16 protein-coding genes are annotated in these 15,457 nt (G+C 71.5%); 10 read left to right on the top strand and 6 right to left on the bottom strand.

Annotated elements, in window-relative coordinates; genetic code table 11:
- Nucleotides 1–37 precede the first annotated feature (37 nt).
- A complete protein-coding gene (locus R2E43_RS37855; RefSeq protein WP_011026959.1) occupies nt 38–703 on the top strand; it encodes a TetR/AcrR family transcriptional regulator in 666 nt (221 codons plus the stop codon).
- A 352-nt stretch (nt 704–1,055) separates the two neighbouring features.
- On the opposite strand, the gene R2E43_RS37850 is transcribed toward R2E43_RS37855, so the two are convergent.
- Nucleotides 1,056–2,303: an FAD-dependent monooxygenase gene (locus R2E43_RS37850; RefSeq protein WP_030862217.1), complete on the bottom strand. Its 1,248-nt coding sequence runs from the start codon at nt 2,301–2,303 to the stop codon at nt 1,056–1,058.
- Nucleotides 2,304–2,382: 79 nt separating this feature from the next.
- Between R2E43_RS37850 and R2E43_RS37845 the strand changes: the two genes are divergently transcribed.
- On the top strand, nt 2,383–2,946 hold the full coding sequence (locus R2E43_RS37845; RefSeq protein WP_030862219.1) for a TetR/AcrR family transcriptional regulator C-terminal domain-containing protein: 564 nt from the start codon (nt 2,383–2,385) through the stop codon (nt 2,944–2,946).
- Nucleotides 2,947–3,201: 255 nt separating this feature from the next.
- On the opposite strand, the gene R2E43_RS37840 is transcribed toward R2E43_RS37845, so the two are convergent.
- Together R2E43_RS37840 and R2E43_RS37835 are read right to left on the bottom strand one after the other, a co-directional pair.
- Nucleotides 3,202–3,942 carry a dienelactone hydrolase family protein gene (locus R2E43_RS37840; protein WP_011026963.1) on the bottom strand — a complete coding sequence of 247 codons (741 nt, stop codon included), beginning with the start codon at nt 3,940–3,942 and terminating at the stop codon, nt 3,202–3,204.
- A 173-nt stretch (nt 3,943–4,115) separates the two neighbouring features.
- Nucleotides 4,116–5,939: a sigma-54-dependent Fis family transcriptional regulator gene (locus R2E43_RS37835; protein ID WP_030862222.1), complete on the bottom strand. Its 1,824-nt coding sequence runs from the start codon at nt 5,937–5,939 to the stop codon at nt 4,116–4,118.
- A gap of 226 nt (nt 5,940–6,165) precedes the next feature.
- Here R2E43_RS37835 and R2E43_RS37830 point away from each other — a divergent pair, with 226 nt between their 5' ends.
- From R2E43_RS37830 to R2E43_RS37810, 5 genes are all read left to right on the top strand, one after another.
- Nucleotides 6,166–6,963 (top strand): acetoin reductase, encoded by a 798-nt coding sequence (locus tag R2E43_RS37830; protein ID WP_003978609.1) that lies wholly within the window; start codon nt 6,166–6,168, stop codon nt 6,961–6,963.
- A gap of 84 nt (nt 6,964–7,047) precedes the next feature.
- Entirely contained in the window at nt 7,048–8,049 is a 1,002-nt protein-coding gene (locus R2E43_RS37825; RefSeq protein ID WP_189285350.1) for an amidohydrolase family protein, read from the top strand.
- Nucleotide 8,050: 1 nt separating this feature from the next.
- Nucleotides 8,051–8,860: an iron-sulfur cluster assembly protein gene (locus R2E43_RS37820; RefSeq protein WP_011026967.1), complete on the top strand. Its 810-nt coding sequence runs from the start codon at nt 8,051–8,053 to the stop codon at nt 8,858–8,860.
- Entirely contained in the window at nt 8,857–9,882 is a 1,026-nt protein-coding gene (locus R2E43_RS37815; RefSeq protein ID WP_003978606.1) for an NAD(P)-dependent alcohol dehydrogenase, read from the top strand. The genes R2E43_RS37820 and R2E43_RS37815 overlap by 4 nt, the downstream gene beginning before the upstream one ends.
- Nucleotides 9,883–9,934: 52 nt before the next feature.
- A complete protein-coding gene (locus R2E43_RS37810; protein ID WP_003978605.1) occupies nt 9,935–10,264 on the top strand; it encodes a putative quinol monooxygenase in 330 nt (109 codons plus the stop codon).
- A gap of 79 nt (nt 10,265–10,343) precedes the next feature.
- Here R2E43_RS37810 and R2E43_RS37805 read toward each other — a convergent pair whose 3' ends face one another.
- Nucleotides 10,344–10,871 carry a sugar O-acetyltransferase gene (locus R2E43_RS37805; RefSeq protein ID WP_030862229.1) on the bottom strand — a complete coding sequence of 176 codons (528 nt, stop codon included), beginning with the start codon at nt 10,869–10,871 and terminating at the stop codon, nt 10,344–10,346.
- A 113-nt stretch (nt 10,872–10,984) separates the two neighbouring features.
- Between R2E43_RS37805 and R2E43_RS37800 the strand changes: the two genes are divergently transcribed.
- A complete protein-coding gene (locus R2E43_RS37800) occupies nt 10,985–11,920 on the top strand; it encodes a LysR family transcriptional regulator (protein ID WP_332057055.1) in 936 nt (311 codons plus the stop codon).
- A 23-nt stretch (nt 11,921–11,943) separates the two neighbouring features.
- On the opposite strand, the gene R2E43_RS37795 is transcribed toward R2E43_RS37800, so the two are convergent.
- Nucleotides 11,944–13,059, bottom strand: coding sequence for a Gfo/Idh/MocA family protein (locus tag R2E43_RS37795; RefSeq protein WP_332057054.1), 1,116 nt, complete (start codon nt 13,057–13,059; stop codon nt 11,944–11,946).
- 66 nt (nt 13,060–13,125) lie between these two features.
- On the opposite strand from R2E43_RS37795, the gene R2E43_RS37790 reads away from it, so the two are divergent.
- Both R2E43_RS37790 and R2E43_RS37785 read left to right on the top strand, forming a co-directional pair.
- Complete coding sequence (locus R2E43_RS37790; RefSeq protein WP_003978601.1) at nt 13,126–13,578, top strand: MarR family winged helix-turn-helix transcriptional regulator; 453 nt, start codon at nt 13,126–13,128, stop codon at nt 13,576–13,578.
- 100 nt (nt 13,579–13,678) lie between these two features.
- Complete coding sequence (locus tag R2E43_RS37785) at nt 13,679–14,470, top strand: VOC family protein (protein WP_003978600.1); 792 nt, start codon at nt 13,679–13,681, stop codon at nt 14,468–14,470.
- A gap of 41 nt (nt 14,471–14,511) precedes the next feature.
- On the opposite strand, the gene R2E43_RS37780 is transcribed toward R2E43_RS37785, so the two are convergent.
- Nucleotides 14,512–15,378, bottom strand: a complete 867-nt coding sequence (locus tag R2E43_RS37780; RefSeq protein ID WP_332057053.1) for a helix-turn-helix domain-containing protein — start codon at nt 15,376–15,378, stop codon at nt 14,512–14,514.
- Nucleotides 15,379–15,457 lie beyond the last annotated feature (79 nt).

Here is a 15,457-nt window from a genome sequence, read left to right as displayed (position 1 = left end):
AGTGTTCACGTGAATGGTGTTCACTATAGTGACGTCCATGAGCCTCCCGTCAAGCCGGACCCGAGGTCGGCCCGCCCGACTCGACCGGGCCCGCACCGTCCAAACCGCCCTCGACCTGCTGAACGAGTCCGGCCTCGACACACTGACCATGCGCCGGCTCGCCCAGGCGATGGACGTCCAGGCCGGTGCGCTGTACCGCTACTTCGCGGCCAAGCAGGACCTGCTCACCGCGATGGCCGAGCACATGGTCGACGGCGTCGCCGACGCCGCCGGGGCGACGGGGGACGGCGACTGGAGCGAGAGAACGGCGCGCCTCGCCCGCGCACTGCGCGCGGCTCTGCTCGCCCATCGCGACGGCGCACGGGTCTTCGCCGGCACGCACGCGACCGGTCCGAACACCCTGCGCTTCGCCGACGGCCTCGTCGGCGTGCTGCGCGAGGCGGGCTTCGGCGACGGCGACGCCGCACGGGCGCTGTACTCCGTGGCCAACTTCACCGTCGGCCACACGCTGGAGGAACAGGCCGCCCTCACGCCGGGGGGCGGTGGGCCCCTCGACGAGGCGACCCTGCGCGAGGCGGTGGCGGCAGGGACCTATCCCCACCTCGCCGCAACCCTGCCGGTGCTCACCAGTACGGATTTCACGGCACACTTCGAGTTCGGGCTGCGGCTGCTCCTGGACGGACTGCGCGCCGTCCGGCAGTGATCCCGGTGCCCCCCTCGGGCTCCCTCGGCGCCGTGTCACCTCCGCGTGCCGGGCGAGGGCGGTCGGTGGACGCGTGCGAGGCCGGTTCGGCGGGCGATCGCGACGAGTCGGGCGCGGTGACGGGGCACGTCCGCCGCCGGCAGTCCGGACGGGGCGATGACGACGGTGGCTCCGGCGAGGACGGCGGCCGCGCCGGCCGCGCCCGTCGCCCGGCCGGCGGCGTCCTCGGCGTCCGTCCCCCGAGACGTCCTCCAGGACGGCCGGGAAGCGGGACTGACGGTGGCGGACAGCGGCTCGGCCCTACGATCCCGGAGGAACACGTGCCGCAGCCGTGGCTCCCTGGTGTGCGCGGTCAGGCGGTCCGGAGTTCCGGGTAGTGCGGGAGCCGCCAGGCACCGCCCCGGTCCTCCTTCGAGAAGCGGGTGGCCAGGCCGGGCACACGCAGCCTGGTGGCCATGCCGGTGACGGTGAGGAAGGCGTCGATCGCCCGCTGGGTCATGGGCATGGCGAGCTTCAGGAGGCGGGGGTTGACCTCGCCCTGGATCTCGTCGGTGAAGGGCCGCAGCGTGGTGTCGTAGTGCGCCAGCGCGGTCGGGAGATCGTCCGGGCGCCGGTTGATCTCGCCGGCCAGGACGTGGGCGCCGACCAGGCCGCCGGAGGTTCCCATGCCGCTGTAGGGAGATGCGCAGTGCGCGGCGTCGCCGGCGAGGACCACGCGCCCCCTGGACCAGGTGTCGGTGCGCACCTGGACGATCTCCTGGGAGTAGAAGAACGGGCTCGTCCTCATGCCTTCGACGAAGCGCTCGGTCTGCCATCCGGCGTCGCGGAACCTGCTCGCCCAGAACTCCTGCTGCTTCTCGACGGGTTCGCGGTGGATCGCCGATGCCTGCGCGGAGTCATCGCGCAGGACGAAGTACACCTGTGTCTCGGTCGGGTTGTGGCTGCGGCGCATGATCTGGCGGCCGCCCGGGACCATACAGGTGTCGCGGACGTTGCTGTCGGAGGCGATGCGCGGGACGAACCAGTAGGCCATGTGGATGCCGACCCGCCAGTACGGGTCGGTGCCGTCCGGCAGGATCGCCCGCCGCAGGCGGGAGCCCTGCCCGTCCGCGGCGACCAGGAGGTCGTAGGTCTCGGACGATCCGTCGGAGCAGTGGGCGACGACCTCGTGCTCGTCCTGGTCGAAGCCGTCCACGCTCGTGCCGTAGACGTACTCCACGTCGTTTCCGGTCGCCTCGTGAAGGATGCGGACCAGGTCGCCGCGCATGATCTCGTACTCGGACGTCAGGCTCTGCCGGCCCCGGCCGGAGGTGTTGGCCATGAGGGTCGCCCTCGGCCTCCCGCGGGCGTCGAGGAAGGCGACACCCGCCTCGTCGACGAGCCTGCCGCGGACGGTGTCGAGCAGCCCCATGCGCCGGACGGCCTCGATGCCCTGGCCCCGGAGATCGATCTGGGCGCCGGTGGCCCGCAGATCCGGGTACCGCTCCCGCACCGTCACCCGGTGCCCCCCTCTGGCCAGCCAGTACGCCAGGGCGTGTCCGGCGATCCCACCGCCGGCCACGAGAACCCGCAGGGAAGTCGTCCCTGACCGCTGCGCCATTGCCCTCACCCCAGAATCTATCGGTGAATGATTCCTTTCCAGAGTCATCTATCAGCGATAGGTTGTCAACGTGACCAAGATGAACCGGGAGACGGTGATCACCGAGGCGCTCGACCTGCTCGACGAGGTGGGACTGGACGGCGTCAGCACCCGGCGGCTGGCGAAGCGCCTGGGTGTCGAGCAGCCGTCGCTGTACTGGTACTTCCGCACCAAGAGGGATCTGCTGACGGCCATGGCGCAGGCCGCCATGGCCCCGCACGCGGCCGAACCGCTGCCGGAGCCGGGCGAGGACTGGCACGGCTGGTTCCTGCGGAACACGCGCAGTTTCAGGCGCACTCTGCTCGCGCGCCGTGACGGTGCACGCCTCCACGCCGGCAGCAGACCCACCGCCGACCTCGACAGGGTCCGCCGCAAGATGGACTTCCTCGTCGCGTCCGGGGTGCCCGAGCGCCACGCGCAGATGGCGATGCTCGCGGCCGGCCGCTTCACCGTCGGCTGCGTCCTGGAGGAGCAGGCGGAGACCGGCGCCGGTGACACGGCGGACCTCCCGGCCGATGTGCCGGAAATCGATCACGAGTCGGCGTTCGAGGCGGGGCTGGCCCTCATCACGGACGGGCTGGTCCGGCATGTGGACGCGAGGTAGGCCGACCCACCTCGGTCGGTGCGCCCCGGCCCGGTCGCCGTCGGCCGGCTCCGGCACGGTCTCGTGGCAGAGGCGGACGAACGGGGGCCGGGGCCGCGACGTGGCCGAGGTGACCGCACGGCTTCCCGCCCTGCCGGAGGTGATCGGTGAAGGCGACGCTCCGCGGGTGTCCGACGCGGTGGAGCCGCAGCGGGTGCGGGACGTCTGCATCGCCGTCGCCGGGCATTCCGGCGAGCCGTTCACGGTCGAGGGCGCTCAGCTGGTCCCCCGGTCCTCTGCCAGGGGCAGGCATTCGGCGAGCAGGTCGACGACGTCGCGCCAGGCGCGCTGCGCGTGCCGTGGGTGGTAGCCGACGCCGGGGACCGTGGGGTGGTCGACGGGCGGGTGGTGGAACGCGTGCAGGGCGCCGCCGTAGACCGTGAGGCGCCAGTCGACGCCCGCGGCCTGCATCTCGGCGGTGAACGCGTTCCGTTGCTCGGGCGGCATGATCGGGTCTTGCGACCCTACGCCGGCCCACACGGGGCAGCGGATGCGCTCCGCCTCGCCGGGCCGGCCCGTGGTCAGTGCGTTGACTGTCCCGATCGCCCGCAGGTCGACGCCGTCACGCCCGAGTTCCAGCCCGACGGCGCCCCCGGTGCCGTAGCCGACGGCGGCGATCCGGCCGGGGTCGGTCCGCGGTTGGGTGCGCAACACGTCCAGCGCCGCATGGCCGATGCCCCGCATCCGGTCGGGATCGGCGAGCAGCGGCAGGCAACGGGCCAGCATCTCCTCGGGGTCGCCCAAGTAGCGCCCGCCGTGCAGGTCGAAGGCGAGCGCCGCATATCCCAGCTCGGCGAGAGCATCGGCCCGGCCGCGCTCGACGTCGCTGAGCCCCATGCCCTCCGGTCCGAGCAGCACCGCGGGCCGGCGGTCGGCTCCAGGCGGGAGCGCGAGGTGCCCGATCATCGTCAAACCGTCTGCCGCGTACTCGACCGTACGCGTCGTGATCGTCGTCATGGGACCGGACTGTAGTGATCGTCGAGCCCGGTTCGGCCGGTGTTCTGCCGCCGGCCGAACTCGACCTCGCCGGGCCAACCGTTGGCGCGGGCATCGCGGACGCGCTCCCGGAGGATCTGGATGCCACCGGCCTCGCAGCCACCACCGCTGCCACGGAGCTGCCTGCGCCCGCGTCAGCCCCGGGCGGGGAGGGTGATGCCGTAGGCCCGCATCTTGCGGTAGATCGTCGTACGGGAGATGCCGAGCCGCTGGGCCGCGAGCAGTTTGTTGCCGTCCGCCTCCAGCAGCGCCTGGACCAGGGTGTCGCGCTCGGACGCCTCCCAGACGCTCAGGGACCGGCCGCCCGCGCTGTGCAGGGACGGCGGCAGGTCGCCGACCTCGATCCGGTACGTACGCCGGGCCGCGGCGGCCTTGCTCAGGACGAGGCTCAGTTCGCGGACGTTGCCGGGCCAGTCGTGCCGGCGCAGCGGCGGCAGCACCTCCGGTGCGCATCCCACGCCGCCGCCGATGCGCCGCAGCAGGCAGTCGACCAGCGCCGGGAGGTCGGTGAGGCGATGCCGCAGGGCGGGTACCGCCGCGGCTTCGAGGAAGCAGTGTCTGAGCGGCTCCGGTACGCCCGGTGCGCGCTGCACGGTGCCGACCACCCAGGTGCCCCGGGCCGCCGCCGTGTCCAGTGCTTCGGCGACGGCGGCCGCGTCCTCGGGGCCGACGTCGTCGACGTTGCGCAGGATCAGGGCGCGGCCCGGTCCGGCGGGCGCCGCGCGCAGGGCGGCTGCCGGGTCGTGACCGGCGTGCGGGAGACCCGGGGCGGCGGCGTCCACGACGACGGGCGCCCAGGCCGCCCCCGTCAGCGCGTGCGCGGCACGGACCAGCGTGGCCTTGCCGGTGCCGGTCTCGCCGTGGAGCAGGAGCGGCGTGCGGTCCCGTGCGCAGCGCGCGGCCGTGCGGGAGACCGAGTTCCAGGCCGGGTCCGTCCCGGCCAGACCCGGCAGCGGCCGGGGCCCGGCAGCGCCGCCCTCCGCGCGGGAGCCGTGGCGGGTTCCGGTACGGGATCCCGTACCGGGGCCCGGGGCGTCGGCGGGTCGGTCCGTGAAGGCCAGCTCCAGCAGGTATCCGGCCGCGCCCGCCGAGCTGTCGACCTGCCGGCAGCGCATCATGACGCTCTCCCCGCCGGTCAGCCGCACCTCCCTGCGCGTGCGGGGCGCGTGCCCGAACTCGGCGGCGGCCTCGTGCAGCAGCCGGTGGTCGTCGCCGGTGAGCCTCGCCGAGGCGGCGGTGTTGGCCAGCACGAGATCCTGGCCGAGACAGAGCACCGGCCGGTCACCGTAGTGGGTGACCTGCTGGAACGCCTCCAGCAGAGCGCGCTGGTGCGCACTGCTGAACTCGTACATCACGCGTTCGATGTCGTCGACGGCTTCCTGCACGAGGGCTGCCATGAGAAGGCGAGCCGGACCGTTCCAGCAGGTCAGGTTCATGGCTCCCTCGACCCGCCCGGTGACCGTGTTGCGGATCGGGGCGGCCGCGCAGGAGACGCTCTGCAGGCGCTCGTTGAAGTGCTCGGTGCCCAGGACCACGTTGGGCCGGCGTTCCTCCAGCGCGACCCCGATGCCGTTCGTGCCGACGAACTGTTCGGCGTAGTTGAAGCCGGGTGCCAGGTGAACCCGGTCCAGGTGCGCCGAGAGCCGTTTCTCCCCGACGCGGCGGTCGCGCACCCAGCCGTTGCGGTCCGTCACGATCACACTGGCGTCCGAACCCGTCAGTGCCTGTTCCAGCCGGTCCAGGACCGGTGTGGCGGCGCGTACCAGGCGACTCTCCCGGTCGTAGTCCGGCTGGTAGGGGACGACCACCTCGTCCGTGCCGATCCCCAGGTACTTGGAACGCTGCCAGGAGTTGAGGATGCCCTCGGGCACGACCGCCGCAGGCAGTTCCGCGTTCTGAAGGAACTTCAGGCGTGCTCGCGCGATGGTTCGGTCGCGCGCTGTGCTGTCACTGAGCATGGCGCCCCTCCGATGAGCGTGTTTCCGCCATATTACGAACGCGTTTGCACCTGTCAACGGGGGGTTGGGTACGGCTTTTCCCCGCGTTCGCCGTGCCCTGATCAGGGGCGGGCCGGGTGTGTTCCACATTGAAAAAGTCGACGGCGCTCCCCGCCCGCACGCTGTTGGGCAGCACCGCACGAGAGCGCGGAGGCTCCCCGCCGAGCAGTCGAACCCTGGAGGACCCATGACTTCCGTCGACAACGCCACCCCCCGTACCGCCGTCGTCACCGGCGCGGCCCGGGGCATCGGCCGCGGCATCGCCGAACGGCTGGCCGAGGACGGTCTGGACGTGGTCGTCGCCGACCTCCCCGGCATGGCCGAGGAGTTGGGCGCGGTGGCGGCCGGCATCGAGAAGACGGGCCGCCGGGCCCTCGCCGTGCACGCCGACGTGACCAGCAAGGAACAGACCGACGCACTGGTCGCCGCGGCGGCGGACCGCTTCGGCCGGATCGACGTCTACGTGGCCAACGCCGGTATCGCCCGGGTGACCCCGCTGCTGGAGACCGACCTCGACGAGTTCGAGCAGGTCATGGCCGTGAACCTGCGCGGTGTCTTCCTCTCCTACCAGGCCGCCGCGCGGCAGATGATCGCCCAGGGCGGCGGCGGCAAGATCATCGGCGCCGCCTCGATCGTCGCGCACCGCCCCTTCGCGCTGCTCGGCGCCTACTCGGCGTCGAAGTGGGGCGTACGCGGGCTGACCCAGGCTGCGGCGATGGAGTGGGCGCGCCACGGCATCACCGTCAACGCGTACTGCCCGGGCATCGTCGGCACCGACATGTGGGACCTGATCGACGAGCGGCTGGCCGAGGAGGCGGGCATCGAGAAGGGCCAGGCCATCAAGAAGCACGCGGAGTCGATCGCCCTCGGCCGGGTCGAGGAACCCGCCGACGTAGCGGCCTTCGTCTCCTACCTGGCCTCACGGGACTCGGACTACATGACCGGCCAGTCGGTGATGATCGACGGCGGTATCCAGTTCGCCTGACCCGCGCCGTCCGGCCCTTCTGCCCCGCACCGCCGAACACCGGCCCGTTCGGCCCACCGTCCACCGCGAACCGAGGAGTGACCGATGTATTCCAAGGACGGCGAGAACTATTTCATCGTGGACGCGCACGTCGCCCTCTGGGACGCGCGCCGCGAGAACCAGCGCAACATCCACGGCAAGCAGTTCATCGACTGCTTCTACGACTACCACCGCAACCTGAGCCCGGCGTCGGAGCTCTGGCCGTACGAGGACTTCCTGTACCAGGGCGGCGAGCGGCTGATGAAGGACCTGTTCACCGACGGGTACGTGGACCACGCGATCTTCCAGCCGGCGCATCTCGGGGCGTTCTACAACACCGGCTTCGGGCAGACCGAGGATGCCTTCGCGCTCACGCGCAAGCATCCCGGCATGCTCACCTACAACCACTGCTTCGACCCGCGCTTCGAGGAGGCGGGCCTGAAGCAACTGCGCGAGGACGCCGCCCGCTTCGGCCTGAAGGGCGTCAAGCTCTACACCGCCGAGTGGAAGGGCGACTCCCGCGGCTACAAGCTCAGCGACCCGTGGACCTACCGCTACCTGGACGCCTGCCGGGAGCTGGGCATCAAGAACATCCACGTCCACAAGGGCCCCACCATCCGGCCGCTGGACCGGGACGCCTTCGACGTGGCCGACGTCGACGCGGCAGCCAGCGACTTCACCGACCTGAACTTCGTGGTCGAGCACTGCGGTCTGCCCCGCCTCGAGGACTTCTGCTGGATCGCCACCCAGGAGCCCAACGTGCACGCGGGGCTCGCCGTCGCGATCCCGTTCATGCACACCCGGCCCCGCTACTTCGCGCAGATCATCGGCGAGCTGCTGTACTGGCTGGACGAGGACCGCATCCAGTTCTCCAGCGACTACGCGCTGTGGACGCCCAGGTGGATCGTCGAGCAGTTCGTCGACTTCCGGATCCCCGACGACATGACGGGCGAGTACCCGCAGCTCACCGTCGCCCAGAAGAAGAAGATCCTCGGGCTGAACGCGGCCGCCATGTACGACATCGAGGTCCCGGCGGGCCTCGGACTCGCCGAGCCGGCGGTGGTCTGACATGTGGGCCGCGCAACTCGAGGTGGCGGCGCGCGCCGCGCTCGACACGGTGTACGACCCCGAGCTGGACGAGCCCGTCACCGACCTCGGCTTCGTGCGCTCGCTGACCGCCGAGGACGGCCGCGTCACCGTGCACCTGCGGCTGCCGACCTCGTTCTGCTCACCGAACTTCGCCTACCTCATGGCCTCCGACGCCAAGGACGCGCTCAGCGCCCTGCCCGGTGCCCGGGAGGTCACGGTCCTGCTCGACGACCACCACGACTCCGATCTCATCAACCGGGGGCTGGCCGCCGACGCCGGGTACCGCGGCACCTTCGGCCACGAGGCGGAGCAGGACCTGGAGGAGCTGCGGGGCATCTTCCGGCGCAAGGCGCACACCGCCGCGATGGAACGGGCGCTCACCGCGCTGCTGCGCGCCCGGCCCGACCTGGCCGAGGAACAGCTCGGCGACGTCGTCCTCGGCGACCTGCCGGACACCTCTGCCACCCGGGCACTGCTGCGCCGCCGCGCCGCCCTCGGGCTCGGCACCGCCCCTGCCGACCCGGCGCTCGTGGACGACGACGGCCGGCCCTGCCCGCGGGGGGAGGTCCCGTTGCGGCTGCGGTTCGCCCGCTCCGTGCGCATCTCCATCGACGGCAACGCCCACTTCTGCCGGGGCCTGCTGCGCACCCGGTACCCGCAGTCCGCGGCCGACCAGTCCGCGCGCCCGGAGGAGTTCCCCGCGGGCGGGGAACCCGTAGGGGCCGGGGAAACCGTACCCGCGGGTGAGCTCTTCCGGCTCTCCGCTCCGGCGAAGGAGAACGTCTCGTGAAAGCAGTCCAGGTGGTGGGCTACGGCAAGAACCTCGAGATGGCCGAGGTCCCGGCCCCCGAGGTCACCGGCCCGTACGACGTGATCGTCAGGATCGGCGGCGCCGGGGTGTGCCGTACCGACCTCCACATCCTGGAGGGGCAGTGGGCCGAGAAGTCGGGGGTGGAGCTGCCGTACACGATCGGTCACGAGAACGCCGGGTGGGTGCACGCGGTCGGCAGCGCCGTCACCAACGTGTCCGAGGGCGACAAGGTCATCGTGCACCCGCTGATCACCTGCGGGCTGTGCCGGGCGTGCCGGGCCGGTGACGATGTGCACTGCGAGAACAACCGGTTCCCGGGCATCGACACCGCGGGCGGTTACGCCGAGTATCTGAAGACCTCCGCGCGCAGTGTCGTACGGCTCGACGACTCCCTCGAACCGGCGGACGTCGCCGCTCTCGCCGACGCGGGCCTCACGGCGTACCACGCGGCGGCCAAGGCGGCCCGGAGACTGAGGCCGGGCGACCGCTGCGTCGTGATCGGCGCGGGCGGTCTCGGGCACATCGGCATCCAGGTGCTGGGCGCCCTCACCGCCGCCGAGATCGTCGTCGTCGACCGCAATCCCGACGCGGTCGACCTGGCCGTCTCCGTCGGGGCCGACCACGGTGTCCTCGCCGACGGCGGCCACGTGGACCGGGTGCGCGAGCTGACCGGCGGGCACGGAGCGGAAGCGGTGATCGACTTCGTCGGTGAGGGCGGCTCCACCGGGGACGGCATCGGCATGCTGCGTCGGGCCGGCGACTACCACGTGGTCGGTTACGGCGAGAACATCGACGTCCCGACCATCGACGTCATCTCCGCCGAGATCAACTTCATCGGCAACCTCGTCGGTTCCTACAACGACCTGTGCGAGCTGATGGTCCTCGCGGCGCGGGGCCGCGTGCGCCTGCACACCGCCAAGTACTCTCTCGACCGATTCCAGGACGCCCTGGACGACCTGGACGGCGGCCGCATCCGGGGCCGCGCGATCCTTGTCCCGTGACCCGGCCCCGGGTGACGGAGCCCCGAGCACGAACAACGAAGGAAGCAAGACCTTGATCTTCATCACCGCGAAGTTCCGTGTCCTCCCCGAGCATGCCGACCAATGGCCGCAGGTCGTGGAGGACTTCACCCGCGCGACGCGGGCCGAACCGGGATGCCTGTGGTTCGACTGGTCCCGCAGCCTCGACGACCCGACCGAGTACGTCCTCGTGGAAGCCTTCCGGGACGACGAGGCCGGTGCGGCCCACGTGGGCTCGGCGCACTTCAAGGCGGCCCAGCAGACGCTGCCGCCCCACCTCGCGACGACCCCCAGGATCGTCAACGCCAACGTGCCCCAGGACGACTGGTCGCTGCTCGGCGAGATGGCGGTCGACGCGGGCTGACGCCGGCGAGCGTGGCAGAGGGGCGACAGCCGGTCGTACGGCTGCCGCCCCCACGGCCGGTCCGGCGGCCCGGCCGAGGTCAGCCGATCTGCTTGATCACGCGGGCGGGCACTCCCGCGACGACGGTGCCCGCAGGGACATCACGGGTGACCACCGCACCGGCAGCCACTACCGCGCCCGCACCGATGGTCACCCCCTGCGTGATCACGGCGGCCGTGCCGATCCACACGTCGTCCTCGACGACGATCGGGGCGAAGGAGAGGTGTGCGCGGCGCTCGGCCAGGGGCAGCGGATGGCCTCCGGTGATGAGGCTGGCCTTCGGGGCGATCATGACTCGGTTCCCGATGCGGATGCCTCCCTTGTCCATGAAGGTGCATCCCTGATTGACGAAGACGTTCTCCCCGAACGTCGTGTTCAGCCCGTACTCGGTGAAGAACGGCGGGTAGATCGTCACCGATTCCGGCAGCGGGCCTCCGAACACAACGGAAAGTAGTTCCGAACGACCTGCACTGTCGCTGAACGGAAGCACGTTCAGTCGAGACGTCGCATCGGTCACCTCCACGATCCGCTCCGCATGACGTGCGAACTCGGGCGTATGGACATACATGATCTGCTCTGTGCGGGTGGACATGCGCCGATCCCATCACCGCGCGGAACCTTCGATCAAACAACCCTCACCGCATCGGACACAACCCGCAGTTGTGGAAGTAGGCTGATGGCGTGGATGTGGAAGCGCTGCGGACGTTCGTGGTCGTCGCCGGGACCGGTCAGTTCCAGGCCGCCGCCGACGAGCTGGGGATCAGCCAGCAGGCGGTCTCCAAGCGGATCGCGGCCCTGGAGAGGCATGTCGCGGTCACGCTCGTGGTGCGAAGTTCCCGAGGCTCCCGGCTGAGCCTGGACGGGCAGGTCTTCCTGCCGCACGCCAAGAAGGTCCTGACCGCCGTCGAGCAGGCCGAGCGGGCCGTCAACCCCGGAAGCCGCCCGTTGCGCGTCGATGTCCTCAATCGGCGCATCTCCCCCGCCCAGGCCGTCTACCGGTTCTACCGCTCCCGCCCCGAGACGGACCTGGACGCGGTCACGCTGGACAAGGAGAACGCCGCACAGGCCGCACAGGCGGTGCTCGAAGGGGTGGTCGACGCGTCCTTCCGCGCCTTGCCGGCAGACCGGGTCCCGACCGGGATCACCGCCGAACGACTCCTGGACGAACCCCTGGAACTGCTCGTCGGCCCCGGCCACCCGCTGGCCGACGCGCCCCGGATCAGCCCGGTGGACCTGGCCGGCCACCGCATCTGGATCCCCGGGATCAGGCCGGGCACGGAGTGGGCCGCGTTCTACCAGGCACTGTCCGAGGCCTTCGGCCTGAGCATCGACGCGCTCGGCCCCAACTTCGGTGACGAGGCCCTGATGGACGCGCTGGCCGACTCGGCCTCACTGGCCACCCTCGTCGGGCGGGGAGACCGGTATCTGTGGCCCCGAACCCACGATCTGCGGCGCATCCCGTTGCACGACCCGACGCCGTTCTACCCGCACCTGCTGCTGTTCCGCACCGGAGACCGGCACCCCGTGCTGACCGCGCTGCGTGACCACCTGCGCACCACGGCCCCGCGCACCCCGCACGACGCGTGGACGCCGGACTGGACAGTGACAGTGCACTGATCGTGCGTCTCCCGGACCGGCATTCAGGGCAGGTACTGCTCAATGCTGCGGTGGCGGACGACGCCGTGCGCGAAGTCGGGTACGTGTGCGGTGCCCTCCCGCAGGTCGTCCAGGAACCGTTGGTAGGCGTGGGCGACCGCATAGGCCGGCGCGTCGGCCCGGGGTTCCAGTCGCGCGACACGGGCGTACGCTTCCGGCACCATCAGGGGTGCGAGGGCGGTGGACGTTCCGCGGCCGCCCTCCAGGGTGAGCGGGCTGAGCTGCGGGTGGCCGACCGGGGCGGTGAGGACGAGGTCGCCCTCGGTGCCGTTGATCTCCCAGCGGAAATTGGTTCCCCGGGACATTCCTCCGCGGTAGTGGAATGTGGCGACCGCTCCGCCCGGCAGCCGTCCCGAGGCCACCACCTGGTCTGCGGCGGTCATCGGCACGGGCCGCCCGGTCTCGGTGTCCACGGCCGACGTACGCCGGGACGCCGCCTGGATCCGCAGTTCCTCGGGCTCTCCGAGGACCGACGCGACTCCGTCGAGGGCGTGACCGAAGGGAACGGTCAGCAGCGTCGCGCCGTTCGCCGCGTCGAGTACATGGTGGTCGGCGGGGCCGACGGTGGCGCCCCAAGCGCCGCCGGAGCCGACGACCGTCGTGGACAGCACCTCCCCCACGTAACCGTCGGCCACGAGATGCCGGGTGTAGGCGAACGCCGGGTGGGACCGTGCCTGGAGACCGACGACGGTCGGTACGGCGTGAGCGCGAGCCAACCGCGCCATGTCCTCCGCCTCGGCGAGCCCGTTGCCCAGCGGCCACTCGCACAGCACGCTCTTGCCGGCGTTCAGCACCGTCCGTACGAGTTCCCGGTGGTGCGGCACCTTCACCGCCACGACCACGAGGTCCACCTCGTCGCAGGCCGCCAGTTCGGCGGCCGTACCGAAGGCACGGCGCACACCGTGCTTGTGTCCGGAGCGCTCCGCCGATTGCTTCGAACTCGTACTCAGGGCCCGCAGCTCGAATCCCCCGACGGCACGCAGGGCGGGGAGGTGAGAGCGTTCGGCCCAGCTCCCGTGCGCCCCGAGTCCTATGACTCCCACGCCGATGGGCCTGCCGGAGCGGGCCAGGTCGGCAAGCGCTGACCCGGGTGTGTTCATGATTCGTCACCTTTTCCAACGGACCTGCTAGCGTTGACATCTCAACATTAGGAAGGGTGCGTTGACATGTCAACACGCGGCCGGGCTCCCGATCCGCAGGAGGGCACGAGCGAGGCAGCACTGGATCCCATCGGTCTGTGGTCCGCCTTCAAGCGCGCCCACGAGGTGGTCCGAACCCGCGTGATAGCCGACGCCGCGGAGGCGGCGGGCCTCTCCGAGCCGGACCTGACCATCCTCGCCGACCTCAACAAGGCGGGAGGCGCCTTGCGCCAGAGCGAACTCGCCGCGTCGCTCGGCTGGGACCGCACCCGCGTCTCCCACCAGCTCACCCGCATGAGCAAGCGCGAACTCGTCACCCGGCGGCGCGCCAACGGCGTGATCGTCGCTCTCACGGACGCCGGGCATCAGGCCATCACCGCCGTGTACCCCGGCCTGGACGCCGCGGTACGCCGCCACTTCACCGACAAGCTCTCCACGCAGGAGGTCGAAACACTGGCCGCCGTCCTGGACCGGCTGTAACCGTCCCGGCCCCGCCACCACACGGTGTGCCGGCGCGACGGGCGAGAGTCACCACGGAGTGTCACGCTGGATCACACAGGAACTGCGAAAGGGAACGTCCGTGATCACCAACGACTTCGCCCCCGGCTCCCCCTGCTGGCTCGACCTCGGGTCCCCGGACGTCGCCGGGACGGCGGCCTTCTACGGCGGCGTGTTCGGGTGGACGTACGAGGCCATGGGGGAAGACGCGGAAGGCGGCATGTTCCGCAAGGACGGCAAGATCGTCGCCGGTCTCGGCAGGCTCACCGAAGAAGGCGCGCGCTCCGCCTGGATGATCTACTACTCCGTCACCGACGCGGACGCCACCACTCAGGCGGTGCAGCGCGCCGGCGGCACGGTGCGGGTGGCGCCGACGGACCTGGACGACTGGGGCCGGATGGCTCAGTACAGTGACCCGTCCGGCGGTCAGTTCGCCGTATGGCAGCCGGGCCGGACCAGGGGCGTCGAGCTCGTGGACCAGCCCGGGACGCTGTGCTGGACGGAGCTGTACACGAGCGACGCCGCGGCGGCCAAGGAGTTCTACGGCGGGGTCCTGGGCTGGCGGTTCGGCGACATGGCGGTGCCGGGCGGCGAAGGCACGTACTCCCTCATCACTCCTTCCGGCCTGTCCGAGGACCGGATGCACGGCGGCCTGATGCAGCTCGACGAGCGGGATCTCACCCTGACGGGCGGCCGGGCGTACTGGCACCCGGTGTTCGCCGTCACCGACTGCGACGCCGCGGTCTCCGCGGTCACGGCGCATGGCGGCAGCGTGCAGATGGGGCCTGCCGACGCGGAGGGCGTCGGACGTCTGGCGGTGTGCCTCGATCCGTCGAAGGCGGACTTCGTGGTGCTGGCTCCGGCCTCGGGATGACCACCTGGGCGCGGCGGCCGGGCAGCCCCCGCCGCGGCTGATCACGTGACGGGCTCCGGCGGCGTCGAGGCGGTCGGAACCCCGGGGCCGGTCGCCGCCGCCTGCCACGCGCCCGGACGCTCACCCGTGGCCTTGTGGAAGAACACCGAGAAGTTGGACGCGTCGGGGAAGCCCAGGACGCCGGCGCAGCGGGCGGCGGTGAGTCGCTCGTGCGCGAGGAGCCGCTTGGCCTCCAGCACGAGCCGTTCCACGACGTATGCCTTCGCCGTACGGCCGGTGGCCTGCCGCACCGCACGTGAGAGGGTGCGGGGCGCGTATCCCAGCGTGCGGGCGTAGTAGCCGGCGTCGTGGTGCTGCCGGAAGTTCGCCTCGACGCTGGAGCGGAACAGGCGGAACACCGGATGGGCGAGTCGTGCTTCGGCGTGCGGCGGGTGCAGCCGCGCGATGAGTGCGGAGAGCAGGATCGCGGGCAGTTCCGTCGAGGAGTCACTCGGTGGGGCGGACGCTTCGAGGCGGAGATGGCCGCGCGCCGCGTCGACGAAGGGCCAGTCGGCGGCGGGGACGATCCAGTGCGCTGCCGGGTCGGGGGAGGCGACGAGTTCGCGGGTGGCGTGGGTGACGGGAGCGGTCGGCACGAACAGTACGAGGTCCCCCTCCACCTCGGCGACGTCGTCCCACCGGTGCACCGCGCCGGGGGGAATCCACACCGCGGACCGGTCCTGGAGGGGGTGGAGGCGGAAGTCGACCGTGACGGAGCCGCGTCCGGCGTCGACGGCGGCAAGGACGTGGAAGTCGGCGCGCTGCGTGCCGCCGTCGTTCAGCTCGCGGAGGCGGCCGAACGTCATCGTCTCGACCGAGGCGGCGCCGCGGCCGGGGGGCTGGTAGGTCATCTGCCGGATCTCGCTCACGTGTCCAGTTTTCACCATCGCGCGACCGCTCACGCCGATGCCCGGTCCGGGTGCGAGGGGTTCGATGGACACACGGGGC

The organism is Streptomyces violaceoruber (assembly GCF_033406955.1).
In the GTDB taxonomy this organism is placed as follows: Bacteria; Actinomycetota; Actinomycetes; order Streptomycetales; family Streptomycetaceae; genus Streptomyces; species Streptomyces violaceoruber.
Note: the sequence above shows the minus strand (reverse complement) of the source record. Positions and strands in the feature narration are given on the sequence as shown.